Here is a 23,991-nt window from a genome sequence, read left to right on the forward strand (position 1 = left end):
TGCCCTTCGGTCAAGATTTTGGAAGCCTGCAAGAGGACAAAAAGGAATTCTCTTGCAAGTTTTTTTCCTTCTTATATTCATAGTTTCGCATTCGATTCATCGATAAGGAGTTCTGTTCTCAATGGCTAAAAATGTCCTAAAAAAAATCGTCCTCTCCGTGATGCTAGTAGGGATCACTTTCGGTTCCTTGGCAAACTGCTTCGGTAAATTCGCTCTAGTTAGAGTATTCTACAACGCGAACGATGGGATCAACGTAGGCGGCGGACTTCTCGCTAAGATCGTGAAAACTATCCTCTTCTATATTCCTTTCGGTTTCCTAATGGCGATCGGAGGTTTTATCGATCTAATTCTATTCAACCTGATCGAGTTCTGGTCCGGAAGCAATCCAGTTGGATTGAACGAGTACGACCAAGAAGGAAGATTTGCGAAATCCTTCGAGCAAGAGGGAGAAAAACTGACTCTGGTTTATTCTAACTTCGGAGCAAGATTGGATCTGACTGCAGTTTCCAAAGAAGGAAAGTCCGAGACCTTGACTGCGTTCCGCGCTCAGCCAGGAAAATTCTTCGTTGAAAAAGAAGGAAAATTATCCGAAGTCGCTGTGACTTCTCAGACTGTAGGTTCTCAGGTGATCCTGAAATTGACCGAACAAGGTAAATTAAAATCTTCTAAAGTAGTGGAAGCTAAAACACTCGAAGATCTAGAATTGAAAGCTGCGGGAACTCTTTAATTCCCTTCCATTCGCCTCGGAATATACCGGGGCGAATTTTCTACTTTCCTACAAAACGACTTTCTACCTTCAGAACCGCAAATTTACCTAGATTATGCTTCGCGAACCAACCTTTATTCGCTTCGACAGCATACATCACTCTTTCACTCGAATGATATAATGTCTTTGTCTGATTCGGAAGCATCTCGAAAGTATCCGTCATCCTCTTGTCTTTATTGAAGTAGCCTATGCTAAGAGGGATCAGAGTATTCTTCATCCAAAATGTAAGATGATCTTCGCTCGGAAAGATAAAGAGCATTCCTTCATTCTCACCTAGCTTCTTACGAAACATAAGTCCTCTCTGTCTACTTTCCTCCGTGTTCGCAACCTCGACATACAGAGGATGTTCTCCCACATAAATGGTGGTCTTATCCAAATAAAGAGGAGAATTGTATTCTCCCCATCCGGCCCAAGGCAACAGAAAGAATGCAAGAAGAAGAGAGAGTCTCAGGGATTTCATTGCGAACTTTAGAATTTAGGAGGTCTTTTTTCCAAGAAGGCTCCCATTCCTTCCTTGGATTCTGTTCCGGAGAATAAGTTGGAGAATTCTTTCTTCTCTAAGTCTTGTCCTTTCGAGAATTGAGTATCCAATCCTTCTAATACGACTCTCTTAGCGATCTGAACCGCTTTCGGTCCCTTTTTCAAAATGGATTCTGCGATAGATTTAGCGACTCCGAGAAGGTCCTCTCCTTCTTTTACCAATTTGTTCAGTATTCCGATCCGATACGCTTCCTCTGCAGAGATCATATCTCCGGTGAAGATAAGTTCAACTGCTCTTCCGTATCCTACAAGGCGGGAAAGTCTTTGAGTTCCACCGAATCCTGGGATCAGTCCGAGAGATACTTCAGGTAATCCTAATTTAGCTTTTTCTGATCCAACTCTGATATCGCAGGCAAGAGAAAGTTCCAATCCTCCTCCTAATGCAAATCCGTTCACTGCAGCAATGGACACTAAACGGCTTTTTTGAATGGTGTCGAAAGCGCCTTGGCCTAAAGAAGCAAACTTCTCCGCTCCGGAAGCGTCCAGTTCCTTCATCTTAGCTATATCCGCTCCGGCCACGAATGCTTTTCCTTGTCCGGTGACGATGACTACTCGAATTGCTTCTTCCTTTTCCAGAGATTCGAAGGAAGATTTCAATTCCTTCAACACTTCTTCGTTGAGTGCGTTTAATGCGGAAGGTCTGTTGATTTCCAGAATGGCGATTGCGCCTTCTTTCTTAATTTGTATTAATGATTCGCTCATTTCTTTTTCTTACTCCATCTCTATGATTAGGAAGAGAGTGTCGTCCTCGAACTCTGCGTCTCCGAAGAAGCCGAAAAGTTCTGCTTGGACAACATCCTTAAATTGTCTTAGGTCCGTAAGACTGCTATTTCTGTTCAGGATTTCCAAAAGGCCTTCGCTTCCAAGCTGTTTTCCTTGCGGATTTCGATTCTCGATCAGTCCGTCGGTATATAAGAAAAGTCTTTCTCCAGAAAGGATAGGCAGGGAAACAAGTTCCGCTATCGGTCTCTTGATGCCGAAGCCCAATATACTTCCGGTAGTTTCAATTTCTCTAAACTCGCTTCCACTTTGGGAATGCATTAAATATGGATGGCCACCGTTTGCAAAATGGATCTCCTTAGAAATAAAATCGAAGAAGATATACACTGCAGAAGCATGATGTGATTTGAATTGCCGAAGAAGAGTCTCATCCAAATATTCCAGAAGTCTGACAGGATGCAGTTTCAATCGATACGGCATGGTTGCCACCATGATCTTAATGAAAGACGCGACTAACGCGGAAGCGATCCCGTGTCCAGCGATGTCCGTAAGAAATACTCCTGTGTTTCCTTCCCTCAATTGAATGAAATCATAGAAATCTCCTCCGATCTCGTTCGGAGTGGAACGGTATACTTCGTATTTAAATCCCTTGATGCTGATATCTTCCGGAAATAGAGTCTCCTGTACTTTTCTTGCGATTTGCAATTCATGTTGCAAGAATCTATAATCCGAATCGAGTTCTGAAGATATATGGACTAGTCTTCTCACTATGACTACTATAGTGATCCCGATCAGACTCATGATCAAATAAACCACATCCGGAACGAGTAAGACTAATGGAAAGCCAGGGATCGTACCATCCTTCAGCTTGAAGTAAGTGAATCCGAGGTGAAGCACTACCGAATAAAGCGCAGTCAACAAGCAACCCTTTACTTTTAGGCGGAACATTTGGAACAGTACCAAAAATCCGACCAGTAAGAAGTAGTTATTATATAATTGTAAACTATGCAGATCGTCAAAGGAATAGAACGATTCGTTCAATACCATCATCACTAAAAAGGTAATGGTGCAGTTCGTTCCATGAATGACAGCCGGAAGATACTTTCTTTGAAAAGATAAGACTAAACTGAGTATGTTTAGGCTTAAGATAAAGCCGAAGTAAATGCCTCCTCTCGGAGAATCCCTTATCTCAGGGATGAGTAATAGGAAATAAACAAGGAAATGAAGGAAGAATGCCAATCGAATGAAAGACTGATCTATTCTTACAAAGTCCTTCCACGCGCTGACTTCCCTGTAATTAAACTCTCTTTCGAGGAAAGCGAGCGGGTTAAGGATGCCTGTTGCTTTTTTAGCGGATAGATTCATCTAAGATAATTTCAATAATTTCGGATCCGTTGATCCGGATTTTCATATTATGACCAGAATTCAAATACCGATCCAATTTCTCAGCAAACTCCAATCCTTCCTTCGCATTCTTTATATTGGAATAATAAAGAGCGAATGACTTGGACTTGTAGTTGTACGGAAATCTTTCATTAACAAGCAAAGTTAAGCGAAATCCATTCGATCGGGTCTCTAAAACGATCTGAGAAACATGCTTTCGATTGATGATCCTCTCGTCGTTATGAAGACTCCAAGGATTCGTCACGTCGGAGAGAATAGAAGGAGGATTGAAAAGCAAAAGCCCCGTAGAGAGGCATAAGTTGATCAAACTCAGACTTTCTTTCTTTGCCTGGTGGCTCGGAGAATAAATCCCTGTCTTCATAAGAAACAGGCACAAATCTTACAAGAGCCGTGTGAAAAGCAAATCAATAACCCCGATCTTCCTTCTTTCGTTTTTTGCGATGCAAAGAAAAATACTTTCGTTTCACGCTCAAGTTTGGAAGATATGGTGCTTCATGTTTTTCGAACGCTATTCACATTCAAAGTTGAAAATGTGTCGATTGTTTGGCGTCTTTATACTCGCCTTCTCCTTTTCTAATCATTGCAAAGCTCAAAAAGGAGATCCGAATCCTTACGCTGACCTGTTCGCTCATTCCTCTCTTTCTAAAATGGAAAACTATGTCGGCTTGGGTTCCGATTGGGGCTCCAGGATCTACAATTTAGATACGCCTGCCAAAGACTATGTCCTAGGCCTAAACAAAATAGACGGCTTTGATGAGTCCCCTGTCGAAGCTCGAAACTTTCCGTCTTTTAAAAAAGAAGTCATCAAAACTTTGGAAGCTGAACCGGAACCGATCCAGTCTCTCTTAAAAGATAAATTATTTAGGATCTATGTTTGCGAAGATTTAGGCGGATCTGCAATTAGCGGGTTTATTCAAGAAAATGGAAATACCAAAGGCGGTTTCGTCCTCTTGGATGCGAAAGTCTTGGATAGAAAAGCAAACGAATGGATCACTTATAAAGAAAACTCAATCTATACGAAGGGAAGACTTGCGGTGAATGTCAGGATCGAACCTGACGAAGCAAATACAAAGAATAATGCTCTACGTTATATTCTATTGCATGAGTTCGGCCATATCCTTTCCGGAACGCAAAAGATAGGTCCAAGCTTTTTTGATGCATTTCGATCCTATCTACGCTTTCCATTCTTCTCCGGAATTTGGAAATCGGAAAAGATTGCGTCCATGGATACTTCCTTCTTTCCGATCCGTAGCAAGATCCATTTTTACTCTGGATCCGTTTCTTTAGATGAGGAATGGGAGAAGATCTATCCAGTTCTAGAAAAATCTCCCTTTCCTACTTTATACTCCGCGACAAATGCAGATGATTTCTTTGCGGAAAGTTTCGTGTCTTATGTACATGTAATCTTAGAGAAGCGTCCTTGGGTTTTAGAGATCAAGGATGGCGAGAAGGTATTGTACCAAATGGAGAATGGGATTACAAAACCTTCTCTAGAAAAACAAAGAGAGATTATCCGAAAGATATTGTTTAAACTATAGTTTGAACTTATCTACAGATCTCAGAAGTCCTTCTGACTGTCCGTGCATCTCTCCGGAATAAGAAGTAAGGTCATCTGCTCCAGAAGCAACTTCCTGGGTTCCCTCTGAGATCGAAAGGATTGTCTTTGTGATCTCGTCTGTTGCTCTCTTCTGTTCCTGGACTGCTTCTTCTATCTGCAGACTAAAGTTCATTAAGAAAGTTGCAGATTGATGAATGTCTTGAGTGTTCTTCTCCTGAGTGCTAACCGAGTCCAATACTTTCTTCGCTGATAAACCGAATGAATCCACACTCGTCCTAAGCTTACGAAGGATCTCACTCGCTTCTTTCACTTTCGTATTTCCGTTATGAACTGCATTATTCGTTGAATCTACTAACTCTCCAATCTCTTGCACTGAGCTCGAAGTCTGAGAGGCAAGTTTACCAATCTCTTCTGCTACTACTGCAAAGCCTTTACCAGCCTCTCCAGCCCTAGCTGCCTCAATCGCCGCATTCAATGCGAGTAAGTTAGTCTTTTCAGAGATCTCAGTGATGATCGAAAGGATCTCGTTGATACGACTCGCACTCTCCCCTATCTCATCCATAGCCTGGTTTGTCGCTCCCATCGCATTCTCACCAGTGATCGCTCTCTCTTGCGATTCTGAAGCAACCTTGGATAAGGTCTGCATCTCACTATTGATCGTTCCAATCTGTTCTCGTAGGAGAACCACATTTGAATCGATCTCCTTCATGTTCTCTATCGCCTTCTCCATGGAATGACGAACATTATCTGCAGAAGCTGCAAGCTCTTCGACTGCAGCAGAAGATTCTTCTGCAGCTGAAGCCTGGGTTTGGGCTACGTCGGAGAAGTTACGAGACGAATCTGCCATCTTATCCGAGGTTTGGTTGAGTTTCGTAGAGGATGTCTTGATATCCAGGATGATCTTGGAAAGATTTTCCTTCATCGTATCCATGGACTTTAGGAGTTTACCTATCTCATCTTCTCTCTTGATCTCAGCAGAAGCTGTCAGGTCTCCATCTGCTATTTTTTCCGAGAAACCGATCGCTTCTAATAACCCGGAAGTAATCAAACGATTGAAGATCAAATTCAAGATCACAAGGATCATCACCATGATTACAAGAGAAGAAAGGATCGTCTGCAGGATCACTCCTCTTAGATCCGACCAGAAGATGGAATCCGGAATCGACACTTCTACTGCCCAAGATTTATCATAATTTCCTAATACAAACGGAAAGAAATGATGTCCTTCTCCTCTTGATCTCAAGGAGAAAGGAACTCCTTTAGACATTCCTTCTGTTACTTCTTTCAACCATTCCTTATCTGGGATTACTTTTCCCACTAAGGAAGGATCCTTTCCATTTGCAGCGTAGGTACCATTCGGAGAGATAAGAGTTAAGTAACCTTCTCCTCTGAATGGGCGAATGGGTCCGAGTAACTCCTGCAAATTTTCCATCGCGAGGTCCATTCCCACGACTCCGGAAAATGTTCCTCCTCTCAATACCGGTTTTACGAGAGAAACCATGAGCACATGCTTTCCACCGACCGGATAATCGAATGGGTCTGCTATAAAATCTTTCTGGGTCTTTTTAGGAATATTATAAAATGCTCCTGATTCATCCAAGTTCTCATAATAGATGACAGGCTCCAAAGTAACTGCCCCTTTGGACTTATTCGCATACGGTACGAATCTTCCGGTTGCGTCATGATATGTTTTACTCTTGAACTTCGCATCCTGTCCATCGAAAGCATTCGATTCGAAAACTACCCAAGTCCCGAAATAGTATTTGTTTGCATCGGCGAGTTTTTTCAGCGCTTCTACTGCTTCATCTCTGCCAGGCTTGGAAGTCTCCAAAAGATATTGCAATCCTCGCAAAGACCCAAGCGCTAGATTTAAGAAATCCTTAACTTCGTAAGCGTATCTTTCTCCTGCCATCCTGGATCCAGTCTCTACTTGGGACTTGAGACCGAAATAGGATCCGATAGAATTAATCGCGGTTAAGATCAAAGATCCGGATATTAATACGACAGAAAGGTACAGTGAAATTCTAAATCGGATACTCATTCTCTTAACCTGTATGCTTAAAAGCTCTGGCTGAACCCAATACTAAACCAGAAAAGGTGAGCAGGGATCTTCTGCAATAAGTAAGAGTCTCTGACGGATTGCTTCAATGCATCCGAAAGAGAGGAGCCGTTGATATAATCCAATACAATCTGATTTGCAGGACCATTTACCTTGCCAGGGTTTACGATCTTTCCATCCCGATTATTTGCATTCACGTATCCGCCAGTTGCTCCGTAATAATTGTCCGTATCATACATGTAAAGATTCGGTCTCCAAATATTGGCGGCCTTGAAGAAGAATTTTCCAAAGAAGAATGTCAAAGTGGAGGTTATATCCTGGATCCCGTTCCTATTATCCACGATATTATTACTCATCGCATAACCTATGTTAATCTGAGGAAGGATTCGGAAGAACTTATCCTCGAAGAACTCGTGACCAATCGTTAAGGATAGATAATTTTTTCCCGCCATCAAACCTGCATTCTCTTGGGAGAATTGGGTATAGAAGGAAACCGTAGGATTTGCCCACTGCAGAAATGGAAGCTTCCAAAAGAAGAAGTATTCTTGCCAAGCGAGTCGAGTGATCTGAGTAGAAGGGTTATTGGCTCCAGCAATTCCTTGTTCAGCTTGGGAATTAAATGCTCCCAAAGGAGGAGAAAGATATGCAGTACTTTTTTGGAATGTATTATAAAACCAAATCCCCGCAGTAAAAGTTCCCCAACTAGTCTTATCGAAATTATAGTAGAATGCGTAGAACAAACCGTCCGATCGTTTCATACCGTTTTGTTCTTTCTTAAATCCGGGAGTGTTTCCCCCGCAAGTAGAGCCGAGACTGTGGACTCCTGTCATCAAATTGTTTTGGGTATCATAAGGACAAGCTGCGTTTAACGTGTCAGGGCTTGGCGCAGAAAAAGGACTGATCGAACCTGCAGAACCTTGTCCCGGATAAGCAGGACCAGGACCACCAGGATATTGTTGGAATCTTCCGTCGTTGTCCCTATCGTTCCTTTCCGTTAATTGAAAATTTCCCCAAAACTGTACTTGCAAACCTTTCAAAGGAGTGTTGAAGGTAACCGTAGGTTGATAAGAAGGAACGAAGGTCATAGCTCGATAGCTTTCGTTATCTCTTCTGTTTGCGATCTCTCCGGAGAAACTGAGTCCCCGCCAAATAAAGTCCGTCACCACCTCGTGGATCACTTCGATATTCGTATCGGCAGCTCCGTTACCGTTACTCGATCCTCCACTTGGTCCATACATATTCGGAGGAGCTGTCTCCACATGAGATTGAGGAATATCAGAAACCCGTACTGGAGGGGTGGTTTTCTTCTCCGCTAAAGGAGAAGGGACAGCTGCAGGAGCAGGCTTTCCTTTTTCGTAGCTCACCTGAGCTACGAATTCCTTATCTAGAAAGCGAACAAAGTCTTCGTTTTCTGCGATTAAAACTTTTTCATCATCTTCTAATACGATCTTTCCGCGTATGATCTGTCCGTTCTTTAAGCGAACAAAGTCTAACGCGAAGATTTCATCGCAAAAAAAGAGAATCGTAAATCCGATCAAAAGAACGGAGACTCGCTTCGGCCAATCTCGAGGGAACATAATCGTTACTCCAGTATTAAAAGGGCGGTACCCCTGCTCCCGATTCGTTTAATTTATCTGTATAAGCGATCATTAGAGCAAATGAATCCTATAGAAAGACGAGCAGCATGGGATTTTACTTCTATTAGGTCACGCAAAAATTTGAGATTTATCAGGCTCGATCGGATTTATTTTCAATTTAAAACCAATCTCAAAATCGTTACAATGAAGAACGATCGCTATAATTAAGAGTCAGAATTTTTTGCCGCAATCTTCCCATACTTAGGCATAAACCTTCCACAATATAGAAACAAAGCTAGTATGAAATCCTTTCCTACTCGTCTATTTTTTGTTTTCAAATTAGATTTTTCGCTTTCTACTAAATCATAAGTGGACTCTAAAAAAATAAAACCGCCGGCTAATAAAAGAACTAGCGAGACCGAGCTACAAGCTGCGAACGAAAAGATCGCAGAGCTGGAAAAGAAGATCAAAACTCTTTCCGCTTCGGAATTGAATTCCAAATTACTACGCACATTAGTCGACTATTCCCCTTCCGTAATAACGATTCTAAATACCGAGACTGGTGTATTCGAAGAAATCAATTCCACTGCAGAGATCCTATTCGGATACACTCGCGAAGAATTTCTCGCTATGGGTCCGAGTGATATCTCACCTCCATTCCAACCGAACGGGCGAGATTCTAAAAGTTTCGCGATGGAAAAGGTCGGTCTTGCACTAAGAGGTGAGACGCCAGTCTTTAGATGGAATCATGCGCATAGAGATGGAACTGTTATACCATGTGAGATCCATCTAGTATTGATCCCTGGCACCTCCAATCTAGTTCGCGGAAATATAATAGACTTAAGATCCGAACTTGCTGCAGAAGCATTACTTAAAAGTAAAGAAGAAAGATTAGATCTAGTGATCAAGAGTGCTGATCTTGGTTTCTGGGATTGGAATATAGTAGATGGAAGTATTATGCCAAACGAGAAATGGGCTTCTCTTCTTGGTTATACTCTTTCGGAATTGGAACCGAATTACAAGTTTTGGGAATCCTCGGTTCATCCTGAAGATTATCGAAAAACTGTAGATCAATTGGATCGCCACCTAAAAGGTGAATTAGAACTTTTTGATGCTGATTTTAGAATGAAATGCAAGGACGGATCTTGGAAATGGATCCGTTCTAGAGGAAAGGTTTGGGAAAGAGATAAGAAAGGAAAGCCGATCCGAGCCTTGGGTATCCATCTAGATATCAATGAATCCAAGGAAACGGAAAAGATCTTAGCAGAAAAAGAAAGAACCTTAGATCTGGCTGTGCAAGGCGCCAATTTGGGTATCTGGGACTTCGACATACTCACCAACGAACATCATGTAGATGAGAATTGGCTGAAAATGATCGGCTACAAACCGGGAGATATAAATCCTACATACGAATTTTGGAATGATAATCTACATCCTGACGACAGAAACAAAACGAACGAGGCTTGGCAGAGTTATGTAAAAGGAGAAGTGGAGGCCTATTCTACCGCATTTCGTCTGAAATGCAAAGATGGTTCCTACAAATGGATCCTAACCAGAGGCAAGATCGCAGAAAGGGACTCCCAAGGAAATCCGATCCGAATGATTGGGATCCATATCGATATCTCCGAACAAAAGCAAACGGAAGATGAGTTACTCGAAACGAAACTCTTCTTGGATCGTGCACAAAAAACGGCGAAAGTAGGAAGTTGGGAATATGATATCGCTAGTGGAAAACTGAAAGCCTCAGAAGAGTTGTATCAGATTTTAGAGACCACTGATCTAGAAGACCCGAGCATGCTATCAAGTATCCATCCCGACGATAGGGAAAGGGTTTCCGAGCATTTCCTTAGATCCGTCCAAGAAGGAATCGCTGAGGAAATAGAATATAGATCTCTTACTCCTTCCGGAACGGAAAAAATCCTACTCAATCGAACAGACTTTATCCGAGATCCAGAAGCAAGAGTTCAAAAATTACTCGGAACGATCCAGGACATTTCCTTACAGAGAAAAAAGGAAAAAGAAGAAGAAAGAAAAAGAGATCTCGAAAGATTAACTTCCTCTATTTCTACAGAACTCATCAATCAGCCGATTTTAGAGATTGAAGAGGCGATTTATAATACCATCAAGAAAGTAACACATTTCTTTAATATGGATCGAGGAAATCTAGTTACCTATGATCTGGATCGGATGATACGCACTCTCGTGTGTGAATATATTCATCCGAATGCAAAGAACCAAACCCAAACCTGGCAAAAGGAAACTACGATCAATCCGGAACATCCTTTGAGTAGGACTCTTCTCGGTGGTTCCATGGTGGTTACAGACGTAGAAGGAGTGGTTTCTTTAGACAAAGAGATAAAGATGCCTATCCAGGCCTTGACGATAAAATCTCTCGTGGCTGTTCCTCTTACTTTCGAAGGAAAGATCGTAGGAGGCTTAGGCATCAATTCGGAGAAGACCTTAAAAGAAAGAGAGCATCAATTCACAGACTTTGAACTCTCCGGCTTGAAAGCGATCGGAGAATTATTAACCAACGCTTTAGAAAGAAAGAGAAAGCATGCAGAGTTAGTCGCAGAACGAGATCTATTATCCGAAATCATGAAGACGTCCGTTGCTGCGATCACTGTGCTTAGTCCGGACGGCTCCATACTCTATGCAAACTCATCCGCAGAAAGGGTTTTAGGACTGACCTTGGACAAGATCCAAAGCAGAAAGTACAACGCTCCGGAATGGAAGGCAACTTCTATAGACGGCGGGGAATGGACTATGGAGGACCAACCCTTCGTCCGAGTCATGAAATCCGGACAGCCGGTTTACGATGTAAGACATGCGATCGAAGACGATCAGGGAAGGAAAAAATTCCTATCTATCAACGGAGCTCCGATCAAGGACTCGGAAGGAAATATAACAAATCTAGTTTTTCTAATATTAGATATTACTGAATCATTATTGGCGGAAAAAGCCTTAAAGCAGAACGAGGACAGATACAGAAGGGTGGCAGAACAAACAGGCCAGCTCGTATACGATCAGGATCTCCCTTCGGGAAAAATAACATGGGCGGGAGCGGTCGAAAAGATTACCGGATATAATTTCCAAGAATTCCAACATGTAGACGAAACATTAAGAACCGAATTCATTCATCCTGAAGATAGAACCAGAGTCCTCCGTTCCGTAAGTTATGCGAGAGAGAATGGAGGACATTTTACTGCAGAGTATCGATTCTTGAGAAAAGACGGAAATTATATCATTGTAGAAGACAAAGGAGTCTTCGTTACAAACTCAAAGTTCGAGACCAATCGACTTTTAGGTGCAATGGCCGATATCACCGAAAGAAGACAGGCCCAAAACGATCTCATGGAATCCGAAGAGAGACTCCGTCTAGCATTGAACGCTTCCAAGATGGGAACCTGGAGCTGGAACTTAGTTGATGGTTCCGTATATTGGTCTTCCGATACGGCTGCAATCTTCGGGTTGCAAACTGTGGACAGTAACCAAGGAAAACCAGGTTATTTCATGGATCTTGCGCATCCGGATGATAGGGAAAGGATCCAAAGATCCATACGCTCAAGCATCCGAGGAGGATCTTCGGATGTACATCTAGAATATCGAATGTTCCATCCTGATGGAACCGTGCATTGGCTGGAAGCGAGAGGACAGGTTTACAGAAAATCCGGAAAGATGCCGATCCGAATGGCCGGCATCATCATGGATATTACTGACAGAAAAAAATCGGAAGAGAAATTAAAGGCAAGCGAAGCTCGTTTCCAAACCTTTTATCGTTTTGCGAATGAGGCGATCATCTTCCTTCATCCAAGGACGGAGAAGATCCTGGATATCAATCCGGCTTTTCTACGTATCTTCGGATTCTCTCAAAAGGATCTATATTCCATCTCTCCGGTTTCTCTATTTACTCCGGATTCCTGGGCAACTCTTCATGCGAGGATACGTTCTTTTGAAAGCTCAGAGAATTTAGAACTGCAAGCGGTACGCTGGAATGGACAAATTTTCTCTGCGATAGGAAGCGTGCATTTCTATACGGAGAGAGATTCTTATGTGGCTGCTATCAGTATTTCCGATACCTCTGCTCTGCAAGAAGTACGCGAATTAAAAGTGATCAATGATGAGATCACGGTTCGAAATCGCCTCATTGAAATGCAAAAGAATGAGCTCCAAGAAACATTAGAAAATCTTACTAAAGCACAGGCTCAACTCATCCAATCCGAAAAAATGGCGGCATTAGGACAATTGATCGCCGGTGTCGCTCATGAGATCAATAACCCGATCGGAGCGGTACAAGCTTCCAACCAGAATCTACAAGAAAGCCTAATTCGTTTCCAAACAATCCTACCGGACGTACAGACAGTTTTAGCGGCAATGACTCCAGAGCAAGTGGAATCTTTCAAAGTATTCTTAGGATTGGTGAGACAGTCCAAAGAACAGTTAGCTGGGATGGAGGAAAGGAATGCAAAGAAAGCGATCATATCTCAATTACAAGAATTGCATATTCCAAATCATTACGCATTTGCAGAAGCACTTGTGGATATGGGATTCAAAGAATTGCCCAAGGTTGCTATTCCGTTTTTACGTTGCGACCGAGCAAATGTACTCTTAGAATATTCCACTTTAGAGGCGTTCTTCTTCTCGAATACGAATACGATACAGATGGCAGTGGATCGGGTCTCCAAGATCTTATACGCTCTCAAGAACTTCTCCCATTTCGATACGACTTCGGAAAAGATGCTGGCTTCGATTCCGGAGAATATAGAGACCGTACTCACTATCTATCAGAACCAACTCAAGAAAGGGATCAATGTCACAAAGGAATACGGAGATATTCCGAAAATCTTATGTTATCCGGACGATCTAATGCACGTGTGGACAAATTTGATCTACAACTCCTTGCAAGCAATGGATTTCAGAGGCAATATTAAGATCAAGGCATACAAAAAATCGGACTGTATTGCGGTTGAGATCAGCGACAATGGACCGGGGATTCCCGAAGCGATTTTAGATAAGATCTTTCAGCCATTCTTTACTACCAAGCTCCCGGGAGAAGGGAGCGGACTCGGATTAGATATAGTTAAAAAGATCGTAGAGAAACACGAAGGCAAGATAGAGGTAGAAACCGCTCCGGGAGCGACTACATTTCGGATCCTTCTTCCGATCCTAAGAGCGAAACATATAGGAATATTAGATATACCTTAAATAGTATAGTTTCTTGCTCATTTGACTACTTGTAAGAAACTATATGCAAATTTCTGACCTAGAGTTTGAACTTATCTACAGATCTCAGAAGTCCTTCCGACTGTCCGTGCATCTCTCCGGAATAAGAAGTAAGATCATCTGCTCCAGAAGCAACTTCCTGGGTTCCCTCAGAAATCGAAAGGATTGTCTTCGTGATCTCGTCTGTTGCCCTCTTCTGTTCCTGGACTGCCTCTTCTATCTGCAAACTGAAGTTCATTAAGAAAGTTGCAGATTGATGGATGTCTTGAGTGTTCTTCTCCTGAGTGCTAACTGAGTCCAATACCTTCTTCGCTGATAAACCGAATGAATCTACACTTGTCCTAAGCTTACGAAGGATCTCACTCGCCTCTTTCACTTTCGTATTTCCGTTATGAACTGCATTATTCGTTGAATCTACTAACTCTCCAATCTCCTGCACTGAGCTCGAGGTCTGAGAGGCAAGTTTACCAATCTCTTCTGCTACTACCGCAAAGCCTTTACCAGCCTCTCCAGCCCTAGCTGCCTCAATCGCTGCATTCAATGCGAGTAAGTTTGTCTTTTCAGAGATCTCCGTGATGATCGAAAGGATCTCGTTGATACGACTCGCACTCTCCCCTATCTCATCCATAGCCTGGTTCGTCGCACCCATAGCATTCTCACCAGTGATCGCTCTCTCTTGTGATTCGGAAGCCACTTTAGATAAGGTCTGCATCTCACTATTGATCGTTCCAATCTGTTCTCGTAGGAGAACCACATTTGAATCGATCTCCTTCATGTTCTCGATCGCCTTCTCCATGGAATGACGAACATTATCTGCAGAAGCTGCAAGCTCTTCGACTGCGGCAGAAGATTCTTCTGCAGCGGAAGCCTGGGTTTGGGCTACGTCTGAGAAGTTACGAGACGAATCCGCCATCTTATCAGAGGTTTGGTTGAGTTTCGTAGAGGATGTCTTGATATCCAGGATGATCTTGGAAAGATTTTCCTTCATCGTATCCATGGACTTTAGCAGTTTACCTATCTCATCTTCTCTCTTGATCTCAGCAGAAGCTGTCAAGTCTCCATCTGCTATTTTTTCCGAGAAACCGATCGCCTCTAGTAGTCCTGAAGTAATCAAACGATTGAAGATCAAATTCAAGATCACAAGGATCATCACCATGATTACAAGAGAAGAAAGAATCGTCTGCAGGATCACTCCTCTTAGATCCGACCAGAAGATAGAGTCCGGGATCGACACTTCTACTGCCCAAGATTTATCATAATTTCCTAATACGAAAGGAAAGAAATAGTGAGTGGAGCCGCCCTGGTGGATGCTAAAATCTGCCCCTTTTGCGTTTAACTCTTTTACTTTTTCTCGAACCGACTCATCGGGAATGGGCTTTCCTACGAGAGAAGGGTTCCCACCGTTCGCAGCATAGATTCCATCAGGAGAAACCAAAGTAAGATAACCTTCTCCTCGAAACGGACGAATGGATCCCAACTGTTCCTGTAGATTCTGCATGGCTATATCAGTTCCCACAGTTCCGATAAAATTCCCTCCCTTAAGAAGAGGTTTTACCACTGAGATCATGAGTACGTCCTTTCCTCCAACGGAATATACGTATGGGTCTGAAATAAAATCTTTGCGTGTTTTCTTGGGAATTCGATAGAAGAAACTGATTACATCATCCACATCATAGGATTCCGCAAATGTGATCTGTAATTCTCCGCTTGCGCGATTCCAATACGGGATAAATCTTCCGGTTGCATCATGATACGGAGTGTTCTTGAATTTTGCATCTTGTCCATCGAATCCATTCGGCTCATACAATACCCAAGTTCCGAAAAAATGAGTGTCTGTATCGGCAAGTTTCTTAAGAGCATTCACCACTTCCGGTCGAGTTAGTTTAGAAGATTCTAAAGTAAATTGGAATCCTCTCAAAGATCCTAATACCAAATTCAGAAAGTTTGAAATTTCATATTCGTATCTTTTGCCCGCCATATTGGAGCCGGACTCCACCTGGGCTTTCAAACTAAAATAAGAAGTAAATGAATTAATACCGGCTAATACTAAAGAGCCAGTAAGAAGAACAAGACTTAAGTAAAGAGAGATCCGATAACGAATGCTCATTGATTGATTTCCTTATTGGGAAATTCTAGGAAAGGTAAAACGAAAGACAGTACGTCCAGGCTCGCTTTCCCAATCCCAACTTCCTCCGTATTTTTTTGAAATGGAAGCTGCTACTGCGAGACCTATACCGGCCCCTACTCCTTCCATCTTGCCGGAAGAAAGTACTTCTCCGACCTTTTCTCTGATGCTCTTGGGGATCCCAGGCCCGCTATCTTCTACTTCGCATGTGACATCGGTCCCGATATTAAAGATATGGATTCTTAGTTTTCCTTCTCCGGACATGGCTTGGTACGCATTGTCCACGACCTGGGTCCAGAGCCTTACCAAATCCTCAGGCACACATCTCATCATTGCGTCTGAGATATAATTTCTCTCTACAGTAACCCGGTTTCCTCCGGCTCCTTCATAAACTCCTAATACAGCTTCCACAGTATCGGAGATCTTCACTAGTCTTTCGGCACCTTCTCTTGTGATACCGGAATACGTCTCCAAGGCAGAGACGATCTTATACATTCTGTCTGTGGATCTATGTATGACTTCTTCCGAAACACATAGACCTCTGACCGCCATAAAGAACTCTGAGATCCTTTCCCATTCAGGAGAAGAACATAAATGCAATACTAGTTTAGGACAATCCAAGAAGCCAAGCTCTGCGATCACCGCGGCCTTGTCCCCTGCTTCCTCTACTTCTTCTTCTCTTAAGAAGGCTTCGATTGCACGCCTGGTCTCTCTAAATTTCTTACCTATAGTTTCTTTCGTATTTTCTAATATAGCTTGGAATGTAGTATCGAATGCGTATTTTTCTTCTGGATCAGCACTCGCTAAATATTCTACCAAGATAGGAAGAAGAGAAACGATTCTAAGAGTATAGAATGAAATATTTTCCCTGGCAGCATTCATCGCACCCAAAGGATTATTGATCTGATGACTTACCGCACCTGAAATCCGACCGATCGCCGCGAGCCTTTCGTTTCTGAGCAAGGTCTCTTGGGCAGTTCTCAATTCTCCCAGAGTATTTTCTAATTCTTCTTTTTGCAATCGGATGATCTCGTTTCTAGCTACGATCTCCGCCGACTCTTGTAAGATCTTCTCGGAGCGAATTTGTTGGTCTATCGCTCTCAGTAATTTCTCTTTCATATTCTCTAATGCGGAGAATAGATGAAAGATCTCATCCTTAAATTCCCGATCCGGAATCTGGACCGAATAATTTCCTCCTCCTAAAGAATCCGCAAACATAGAAGCAGAGGAAATTCCTTCCGACACATACTTGCAAAAGAAGCGATCTATAAAGAAAAGACAAACCGGCAAAAGAGTAAATGTAATAAGAAGAGAGCGAAGAATAATCGGACCTAGATCATTCCAAAGTATCGAATCAGGAACATGTACTTCTATCGCCCAATTCTGTCCGTAATTTCCAACATGAAAAGGAAATACGTAGGATCTACCCTCTGCCGTCTCATGAAAGAAAGGCTGACCGGTAGATAAGGATTTTAGAATGGAGTCCCTTACGCTGATAGGGCCAGCATTCTTACCTTGTAGAATCCCCTTCTTACTATGAGCCGCGTAGATCCCTCTCGGAGAAAGAAGTGCGATATACCCGCTTTCAAAAGGCCAATTCGAAAATAATTCCTGCTCAATGTCTGAGATCTTTAGATCTAGCCCGACCACTCCTACGAATTTTCCTGCTCGAATAACAGGACGGGCCAGAGATATCATGAAGACTTTCTCTCCGTCTATCGGATACAAATACGGCTCTCCCAGAAAATCGTTTAGAGTTCGTTTGGGAACCTGATAGAAGTCACCAGAGCCATCCGTATTATCATAGAACATGCATTCTATTGTATTGATAATATCAGGATTCTTTAAATTACGATAGAAGTAAGGTATAAACCTACCGTTGGGGCGGGAACCTTTACGAGTTGCGTAGACACGATCCTGGCCATCAAATTCATTCGGCTCGAAGATGGCCCAGGCTCCTAAGAATCTCTTGTCTTGAATGAAGGAATCGACAAGCTCTTGCTCTGCAAACGTCCGAATGGGTTTGGAAAGCTCCCACCTGGTCTTGAGCTCTCCCAACTTGAACATTCCATCCGAAAAAAGTTTTCTGATCTCGTAGGAGGCGCTTTCTGCCTTAGCTAAGGCTGCTTCCTGAGAAGATACTCTCGCATCATAATATGCGGAGACCACGACGAGAAGAGTGAGAATGACGGAGAATGTTACAAGAACCGCCGCGCAATAAAGAGAGAAGCGAGTCCGTAGGCTCATGCAAAGCCGACCTTATTATTTTAAAGCAGAAGTGATTGTGGTTACGAGTTCTTTTTCGTCCCAGGGTTTCTTCAAATAGCTGTAAAGATTGATTTCTTTTTTCAGAGCTTCCACCGATGCGATATCCGCATGACCGGTGATAATGATCTTTTGTATTTCAGGATATCTTTGGTGAACGATCCTAAGGAACTCGTCCCCCTTAATATTCGGCATTAACCAATCGGAGATTACGATCAGGATTTTGACTCCTTCGGTAACGAGTTCCTCGATGATTTGCATCGCCTCGGAAGCATCAAGCGCAGTTTCATAGCGGTATGTATCTCCCAAATGACGTTTCACCTGGGATTTCATACTCATTAATATGAGCGCCTCATCATCGACAAAAAGAATCGCTTTTTCCACCGCTCCCCCGGTTCCTACTTACAATTTAGACGAACAAAATAAACGAAATGCCCCGACGAAAATTCGAAGCAAAAGAAGGATAGTTACTCAATGAATCAAGTTTGCAACTCATTTTCGGATATAGAATTAGAAAGGTTTCAAATCCCAACGATCGAGCAAAAAAATAGACCAAAGTATCTAGTGGCTAAAAGAGGAAGTAGATCAATTTCTTTCGCAGTGCAAGAAAGACATAGATAGGCGGCAAATGGTCTAAATTTTACTCAATAATTTTTATCGAAGTGGGAGTGATATCCGGAGAAGGCTGCATGATCAGGTATCCTTGCGAATATTCTATTCCCAGAGAACGAACTACTTCCAATTCCTCCGGAGTAGACACGAATTCTGCCACTACCTTGGCGCCTATTCTATGAGCAAGTTCGGTAATTGCAGAAGTAAGAATGAATGCTGTCCTATTTCTTTCTAAGGATTGGATGAATTTTCCATCTATCTTAATGAAGTCGGGTTGGATCTCAAGCAAACGAGAAAAATTAGAATGCTCCACTCCGAAATCGTCGATTGCAATTTGAGACCCTAACTCTTTTAGGCCCGCAATGACCTTCAATCTTTCTGGATTTCCATGAAAGCTTGCTGTCTCCAAGATCTCGAATGTTATGCGAGCAGGATCTATTCCGTAATATTCCATTCTAGAAGCTGCCCATTTCGGAAAACTAGGACTCTCTAATTCAGTTTCGGATAGATTGATAGAGAAAGAATAAGGAGAATCCGCAAACTTGCGTAGGGCCTTTTCTAAAAGAATCGGACTGATCCTTCGAAGCAATCCGGTAGACTTTGCCAGATACAGAAAGCTCGCAGGCGCATAAACCTTGCCGTCCTCCACAATCCGAGCGAGGCATTCGAATTTCTCCACCTTACCCGTTTTATTGTCCATGATCCCTTGGAAATAAGGGACCACATTCCCGGAGTGAATCGCCTGATTCAAACGTTTGCCAAGATCCATATTGATCTTGTAAAGATCCTGGTCGTCCATCTTCTCAGAGTAAGAATAAATGCCCGACTCGGAGTCAAATTCAGGCTCTTGGCTTGCCTTGACTAAGGCGAGTCTTGCCTTGTAATATAAGTCCTTCTTGCCGCTTGCAGTCGCAATCGTCGCATTGATACGAAATGAAATTCCCGCAGTGGTGAAATAATCGGAACGCAAAAGGATTCGAAAAGCGATCAAATGAGGAAGGAACTCCTCCTCAGGCACTTTCGCTAGAATCGCCACCTCATCCTCATATACGTGAAAGACCTCTCCGTAATTTCCCAGAATGGATTTGAGAGAATCCAGAAACTTCTTCATTAGGTCCTTATAGAGTCCAACCCCAAAATCTCTAGTGGTAAGCGAAGTGGATTCGATCCGAATGAGTGCAAGAAGAGCGTCCTCTTTTTGTTCCATGCTATGATCCAATTTTCTGCGTAAGGATTCTAAATTAGGAAGACCCGAGTCTCTATTATAAAGAAGCGCCTCTTCTAATTTCTGGTTCAATTCGGAGAGAGAAAGATCCGATTCATAGGAGCGAACTGCTTCTTTCACAGTCATAAGAAGGTCGTTCGAGTCCCAAGGCTTGGAAAGATAGCGATACAGATTGGCGCGGTTCAATGCATTTCCCACCGACTCTGCAGTAGCCTGGCCGGTAAGCATGATCTTGCGTGTATTCGGGTTGGTTTCTTGGACCTTGATCAGGAATTCGTCCCCCCGAATCCCCGGCATCACCTGGTCGCTTAAAATTGCGGGAATATGAATGCCTGCTTGATTGCATTCTTCTACGATCTGCAAGGCAAGCTCGGCACTGTCCGCAGCCTCGATCTGGTATTCTTTCCCAAACGCCGTTTTTAATTGTTCTTTTAATCCTCGAAGGATGATAAGTTCATCATCTACGCATAAGATTACGGAGCGCTGACGGGACTCTTTATCTGTGGATCCATTTTCGTCGGTTTTCACGAGTTGTTCTCTGACGGACTCCGGTATTAGACGCAAAAAAGGATGACCGAGCTTCCGCGCAAAATAATTTTATTCTAATTCCGTGGATAGTATGGGATAGTCCAAACAACGTTCAATGATAAATTGAAAACGATCCGAGAAGATCAACAAGGATCAGAAGACTAAACCGATCGCAGTATTTCGTATGATTAAAATTATTTTCGAGAACGACAAAGAAGTAGAGATACAAGAATCAGAAAGTTCAAAAACCCTGCTCCAGATCTCCTTAGACGCGGGTATTCCCCATACTCATGCTTGCGGAGGAAACGCACGTTGCTCGACATGCAGGGTGCTTGTCCAAAAAGGAGAAGAGCATCTTCTTCCTCGAAACGAAAAAGAGATCGCACTTTCGGGGAGAAAAGGATTTCCACAGAATATACGGCTCGCCTGCCAAACCAAATTAAACGGAGACGTTACTGTTCGACGATTAGTCATCGACGAAGAGGATCAAACTCTCGCGGCAACATTTTCGGACGAAGTTTCCGGCATGGAAAAACCGGTAGCAATCCTATTCAGCGATATCCGAAATTTCACCGGATTCTCCGAATCTCATTTGCCGTATGACGTGATCCATATTCTAAACCGCTACTTCTATAGAATGGGAGAGAAGGTGCTAAAATTCGGAGGCTCCATCGATAAGTACATCGGTGATGGACTCATGGCGATTTTCGGATTGGAAGAATCGGATCCGCGTCGCACGAACCTTGCTGCAATCCGAGCCGGACTGGAAATGGGCAAGGAGTTGGAAGCCTTAAACTCTTATTTAAAAAATCATTTAGGTGCTCAATTCGAGATCGGGATAGGGATCAATTACGGCACAGCAATCTTAGGAAAGTTAGGACATCCTCTCAGCATGACATTTACTGCGATCGGAGACACGGTGAATTCGGCGAGTAGAATAGAATCTACAACGAAGAAGGCAAAGGCAAGACTTCTTATCTCCGACACCGTTTATGAGGCGGTAAAAGATAGAGTGATCAAGGGAAGAAGTTTCCAGACAAAATTGAAAGGCAAAGTGGGAAGCCATAGGATCCACGAAATCTTAGATACAGAAAACAATTGTGAGGAAAGCTCCTGGGAAGAGATTCGATATAGACTCTGGGACAAGGTAGACGTAAAAGAAGCAGGCTCTTGGGTCCGTCTAGTGTTTCATGCCGCAGCAATCTTTTCCTCCGATGGAAGCTGGCTTGGACTCGAGGGTTCGTTTCGTTTTCCTTCTATTTTAGGGGAAGATGATAACAGAGGAGTTAGAAAGCATGCAGAAATTCTAATGTCCCTTCTTCAGAAAGCGAAAGAAGAAGGAAGAGACAATCTACCTTCTTTCTCCGATCTGATCGCATTAAGCGGCGCAATCGCATTGGAAAAAGCGGGAGGACCTAGGATCCAGCTCCAACCTGGAAGAGAGGACTCACCGTATCCTCAGGGAAGAATGGAAATGCCTGTGGATTCTCCCGACGTAAAGGACGCTCAAGCGTATTTTGCGAGAATGGGATTCTCCACTCAGGAAATGGTGGCATTGCTCGGCACTCACACTCTAGGCTGGCATATGCGAGGTTCCTTTACCGATACTCCAAATGAATTCAATAATGACTATTACAAGGATCTACTCACGGACGGAGGAAACAAGATGCTTGCCTGCGATCGTTCCTTACTCGGATCCGAAGAGACTAAAAGAATGGTCCTTCAATACGCATTGGATGAGAAGTTATTCTTCAAGGATTTCTCCGCTGCGTATTGCAAAGTAGTCGGTTAAAAACGATTGGAAGAATCTCAGGCGCAATTTTTTCTGGAAGTCAGATGCGCTTTCAACCTGCACTAGACAAGATCCCGGTTTATGAAGCCGGTAAACCGATAGAACTCGTAGTCAGAGAATATGGGATCTCTCCGGAAAAGGTAATTAAACTTGCTTCCAACGAAAATCCCTACGGAGCCTCTCCAAAGGTCGAGAATGCGATTCGGGAAGCCGTGTATAAAATGCCACTTTATCCGGATGATTCTTATCGAAATCTGAAGGAAGCTTTAGCAAAGACTCATGGAGTTGATGCAAAAAACGTAATACAAGGAAATGGTAGCGATCAGATCTTCGATTTTGCCACCCGGTCCGTCCTGAATCCAGGAGACAAGATCCTACAGAATGGCAAGACCTTCTCCATGTATTCCATATATGCAGGGCAATGCGGAGCGGAAACGATTTCCGTAGACTCAGTTCTGCACAATCTGGATCTCTTTTTGGATTCTTATAAGAAGAATTCTCCTAAGATCATCTTTATCTGTACTCCTTGCAATCCTATCGGAGACGCCCTAAACAAGGACGATTTATTCTCATTCTTGGAAAAGATCTCTCCTGAAACCATGGTAGTCGTAGATGCGGCTTATATGGAATTCGGAAAGACCAGAGATCCTAAGAAGGAAGTGCAAGCATCCGAGCTTATCTCTAAATTTCCGAATGTATTGTATACGAATACATTCTCCAAAATCTATGGTCTCGGTGGAATGAGAATCGGTTATGGGATCGGAAACGAGGAACTCATCCGAGCCTTTTACAAGCTCAGAGCTCCTTTTAATGTTTCTCAATTGTCTCAGCTTGCGGCAACAGTAGCCTTAGAAGATAGAAAGTTCGTAGATGATTATTTGAGATCCAATTTGAAAGAATTGTTAAGATACGAGGAATTTGCTAGGACAAAGGGACTCTCCTACTTTGAATCTTATACAAATTTCATCACGATAGAACTGGACAAAGCTCGCCTAACGTCGACTCAACTATTCGAAACACTCTTGAAAGAAGGGATTATTCTCAGGAATTTAAAGAGTTACGGTCTGAATGCGATCCGTATTACGATCGGAAAACCGGAACAAAACGATATTGTTTTGGATAGATTGGAAAAACTTTTATAATAAGTTTTAGATAACGGCCTCACCGAGGTTCGTCTCGTTTAGAAGCGGCCGTTATTCTTATTTTTCGTAAAGATCAGGTCTGAGGCGAACTACCTTTTCGTCTCTTTTGGATTCCGCTTTTTTACTCTTAGCAGAATTACTTCCTAATTCGGAACGAAAGAATTCTCTTCGTACCGGAATCGGAGAGGAAGAAAGATGAGCACCTTTTTCCTGCTTATCACGCTCGGATTGAAACATTCGAAACCTCCATTTTTCGTCTTGGACGGTAAGACCTCTAAGCTTCCCTTTTAGTTTCGACGGAAAGCCGGTTTTTCATTACCGCATTATGTCAAAAAATTTTCGCTGTATTAAACTTTAGTCCTTATCTACAACAAGCGGATGACTGAAATATTACAAGTAGGTGTTTCTTTTTAGGAAGGGAGCTTGGAGTCTTTCGAAGGCCTGAGTGACAAGGC

16 protein-coding genes are annotated in these 23,991 nt (G+C 42.9%); 5 read left to right on the forward strand and 11 right to left on the reverse strand.

All coding sequences use genetic code 11. The features are described from left to right. The first annotated feature begins 121 nt into the window (after positions 1-121). The gene (locus EHO59_RS07820) at positions 122-727 is read left to right on the forward strand and encodes a DUF3332 family protein (protein WP_135586604.1); all 606 of its coding nucleotides are present in this window, start codon (positions 122-124) and stop codon (positions 725-727) included. 40 nt (positions 728-767) lie between these two features. Here the strand turns inward: EHO59_RS07820 and EHO59_RS07825 are convergent, their stop codons facing one another. From EHO59_RS07825 to EHO59_RS07840, 4 genes are read right to left on the reverse strand one after another with little or no spacing between them, the layout of a single operon-like run. Continuing rightward, positions 768-1,226: a DUF192 domain-containing protein gene (locus tag EHO59_RS07825; protein ID WP_135586606.1), complete on the reverse strand. Its 459-nt coding sequence runs from the start codon at positions 1,224-1,226 to the stop codon at positions 768-770. Positions 1,227-1,234: 8 nt separating this feature from the next. Next, positions 1,235-2,008, reverse strand: a complete 774-nt coding sequence (locus tag EHO59_RS07830; protein WP_135586608.1) for an enoyl-CoA hydratase/isomerase family protein — start codon at positions 2,006-2,008, stop codon at positions 1,235-1,237. Between the two features lie 9 nt (positions 2,009-2,017). Next, positions 2,018-3,391, reverse strand: a complete 1,374-nt coding sequence (locus tag EHO59_RS07835; protein WP_135586610.1) for a PP2C family protein-serine/threonine phosphatase — start codon at positions 3,389-3,391, stop codon at positions 2,018-2,020. Beyond that, a complete protein-coding gene (locus tag EHO59_RS07840) occupies positions 3,375-3,791 on the reverse strand; it encodes a hypothetical protein (protein WP_246052750.1) in 417 nt (138 codons plus the stop codon). The genes EHO59_RS07835 and EHO59_RS07840 overlap by 17 nt, the downstream gene beginning before the upstream one ends. Positions 3,792-3,960: 169 nt before the next feature. On the opposite strand from EHO59_RS07840, the gene EHO59_RS07845 reads away from it, so the two are divergent. Further along, a complete protein-coding gene (locus EHO59_RS07845; protein WP_246052751.1) occupies positions 3,961-4,968 on the forward strand; it encodes a hypothetical protein in 1,008 nt (335 codons plus the stop codon). On the opposite strand, the gene EHO59_RS07850 is transcribed toward EHO59_RS07845, so the two are convergent. Beyond that, positions 4,963-7,029 carry a methyl-accepting chemotaxis protein gene (locus EHO59_RS07850; RefSeq protein ID WP_135586614.1) on the reverse strand — a complete coding sequence of 689 codons (2,067 nt, stop codon included), beginning with the start codon at positions 7,027-7,029 and terminating at the stop codon, positions 4,963-4,965. The two genes, EHO59_RS07845 and EHO59_RS07850, sit on opposite strands and share 6 nt — an antisense overlap. 17 nt (positions 7,030-7,046) lie before the next feature. After that, positions 7,047-8,624 (reverse strand): LA_0442/LA_0875 N-terminal domain-containing protein, encoded by a 1,578-nt coding sequence (locus tag EHO59_RS07855; protein ID WP_135586616.1) that lies wholly within the window; start codon positions 8,622-8,624, stop codon positions 7,047-7,049. A 369-nt stretch (positions 8,625-8,993) separates the two neighbouring features. Here EHO59_RS07855 and EHO59_RS07860 point away from each other — a divergent pair, with 369 nt between their 5' ends. Then, a complete protein-coding gene (locus EHO59_RS07860) occupies positions 8,994-13,829 on the forward strand; it encodes a PAS domain-containing protein (protein WP_135586618.1) in 4,836 nt (1,611 codons plus the stop codon). Between the two features lie 58 nt (positions 13,830-13,887). On the opposite strand, the gene EHO59_RS07865 is transcribed toward EHO59_RS07860, so the two are convergent. From EHO59_RS07865 to EHO59_RS07880, 4 genes are all read right to left on the reverse strand, one after another. Then, on the reverse strand, positions 13,888-15,954 hold the full coding sequence (locus tag EHO59_RS07865; RefSeq protein ID WP_135586620.1) for a methyl-accepting chemotaxis protein: 2,067 nt from the start codon (positions 15,952-15,954) through the stop codon (positions 13,888-13,890). 12 nt (positions 15,955-15,966) lie between these two features. Beyond that, a complete protein-coding gene (locus EHO59_RS07870; protein WP_135586622.1) occupies positions 15,967-18,219 on the reverse strand; it encodes an ATP-binding protein in 2,253 nt (750 codons plus the stop codon). A gap of 15 nt (positions 18,220-18,234) precedes the next feature. After that, positions 18,235-18,621 carry a response regulator gene (locus tag EHO59_RS07875; RefSeq protein WP_008597002.1) on the reverse strand — a complete coding sequence of 129 codons (387 nt, stop codon included), beginning with the start codon at positions 18,619-18,621 and terminating at the stop codon, positions 18,235-18,237. Between the two features lie 256 nt (positions 18,622-18,877). Beyond that, positions 18,878-20,602 carry an EAL domain-containing protein gene (locus EHO59_RS07880; RefSeq protein WP_135586624.1) on the reverse strand — a complete coding sequence of 575 codons (1,725 nt, stop codon included), beginning with the start codon at positions 20,600-20,602 and terminating at the stop codon, positions 18,878-18,880. A 184-nt stretch (positions 20,603-20,786) separates the two neighbouring features. Here EHO59_RS07880 and EHO59_RS07885 point away from each other — a divergent pair, with 184 nt between their 5' ends. Both EHO59_RS07885 and hisC read left to right on the forward strand, forming a co-directional pair. Next, the gene (locus tag EHO59_RS07885) at positions 20,787-22,394 is read left to right on the forward strand and encodes a peroxidase family protein (RefSeq protein ID WP_135586626.1); all 1,608 of its coding nucleotides are present in this window, start codon (positions 20,787-20,789) and stop codon (positions 22,392-22,394) included. A gap of 44 nt (positions 22,395-22,438) precedes the next feature. Beyond that, entirely contained in the window at positions 22,439-23,536 is a 1,098-nt protein-coding gene (gene hisC, locus EHO59_RS07890) for a histidinol-phosphate transaminase (protein WP_135586628.1), read from the forward strand. Positions 23,537-23,593: 57 nt separating this feature from the next. Here the strand turns inward: hisC and EHO59_RS07895 are convergent, their stop codons facing one another. Continuing rightward, positions 23,594-23,773 (reverse strand): hypothetical protein, encoded by a 180-nt coding sequence (locus tag EHO59_RS07895; RefSeq protein WP_135586630.1) that lies wholly within the window; start codon positions 23,771-23,773, stop codon positions 23,594-23,596. Positions 23,774-23,991 lie beyond the last annotated feature (218 nt).

The sequence above is a fragment of the Leptospira semungkisensis genome, assembly GCF_004770055.1.
Classification (GTDB): domain Bacteria; phylum Spirochaetota; class Leptospiria; order Leptospirales; family Leptospiraceae; genus Leptospira_B; species Leptospira_B semungkisensis.

What these genes read in the sequence shown, in the direction of transcription:
- EHO59_RS07895 (WP_135586630.1), bottom strand. Translation starts at nt 23,773, where the DNA reads ATGTTTCAATCCGAGCGTGATAAGCAGGAAAAAGGTGCTCATCTTTCT.
- EHO59_RS07825 (WP_135586606.1), bottom strand. Translation starts at nt 1,226, where the DNA reads ATGAAATCCCTGAGACTCTCTCTTCTTCTTGCATTCTTTCTGTTGCCT.
- hisC (WP_135586628.1), top strand. Translation starts at nt 22,439, where the DNA reads ATGCGCTTTCAACCTGCACTAGACAAGATCCCGGTTTATGAAGCCGGT.
- EHO59_RS07865 (WP_135586620.1), bottom strand. Translation starts at nt 15,954, where the DNA reads ATGAGCATTCGTTATCGGATCTCTCTTTACTTAAGTCTTGTTCTTCTT.
- EHO59_RS07855 (WP_135586616.1), bottom strand. Translation starts at nt 8,624, where the DNA reads ATGTTCCCTCGAGATTGGCCGAAGCGAGTCTCCGTTCTTTTGATCGGA.
- EHO59_RS07845 (WP_246052751.1), top strand. Translation starts at nt 3,961, where the DNA reads ATGTGTCGATTGTTTGGCGTCTTTATACTCGCCTTCTCCTTTTCTAAT.
- EHO59_RS07870 (WP_135586622.1), bottom strand. Translation starts at nt 18,219, where the DNA reads ATGAGCCTACGGACTCGCTTCTCTCTTTATTGCGCGGCGGTTCTTGTA.
- EHO59_RS07830 (WP_135586608.1), bottom strand. Translation starts at nt 2,008, where the DNA reads ATGAGCGAATCATTAATACAAATTAAGAAAGAAGGCGCAATCGCCATT.
- EHO59_RS07850 (WP_135586614.1), bottom strand. Translation starts at nt 7,029, where the DNA reads ATGAGTATCCGATTTAGAATTTCACTGTACCTTTCTGTCGTATTAATA.
- EHO59_RS07835 (WP_135586610.1), bottom strand. Translation starts at nt 3,391, where the DNA reads ATGAATCTATCCGCTAAAAAAGCAACAGGCATCCTTAACCCGCTCGCT.
- EHO59_RS07820 (WP_135586604.1), top strand. Translation starts at nt 122, where the DNA reads ATGGCTAAAAATGTCCTAAAAAAAATCGTCCTCTCCGTGATGCTAGTA.
- EHO59_RS07885 (WP_135586626.1), top strand. Translation starts at nt 20,787, where the DNA reads ATGATTAAAATTATTTTCGAGAACGACAAAGAAGTAGAGATACAAGAA.
- EHO59_RS07840 (WP_246052750.1), bottom strand. Translation starts at nt 3,791, where the DNA reads ATGAAGACAGGGATTTATTCTCCGAGCCACCAGGCAAAGAAAGAAAGT.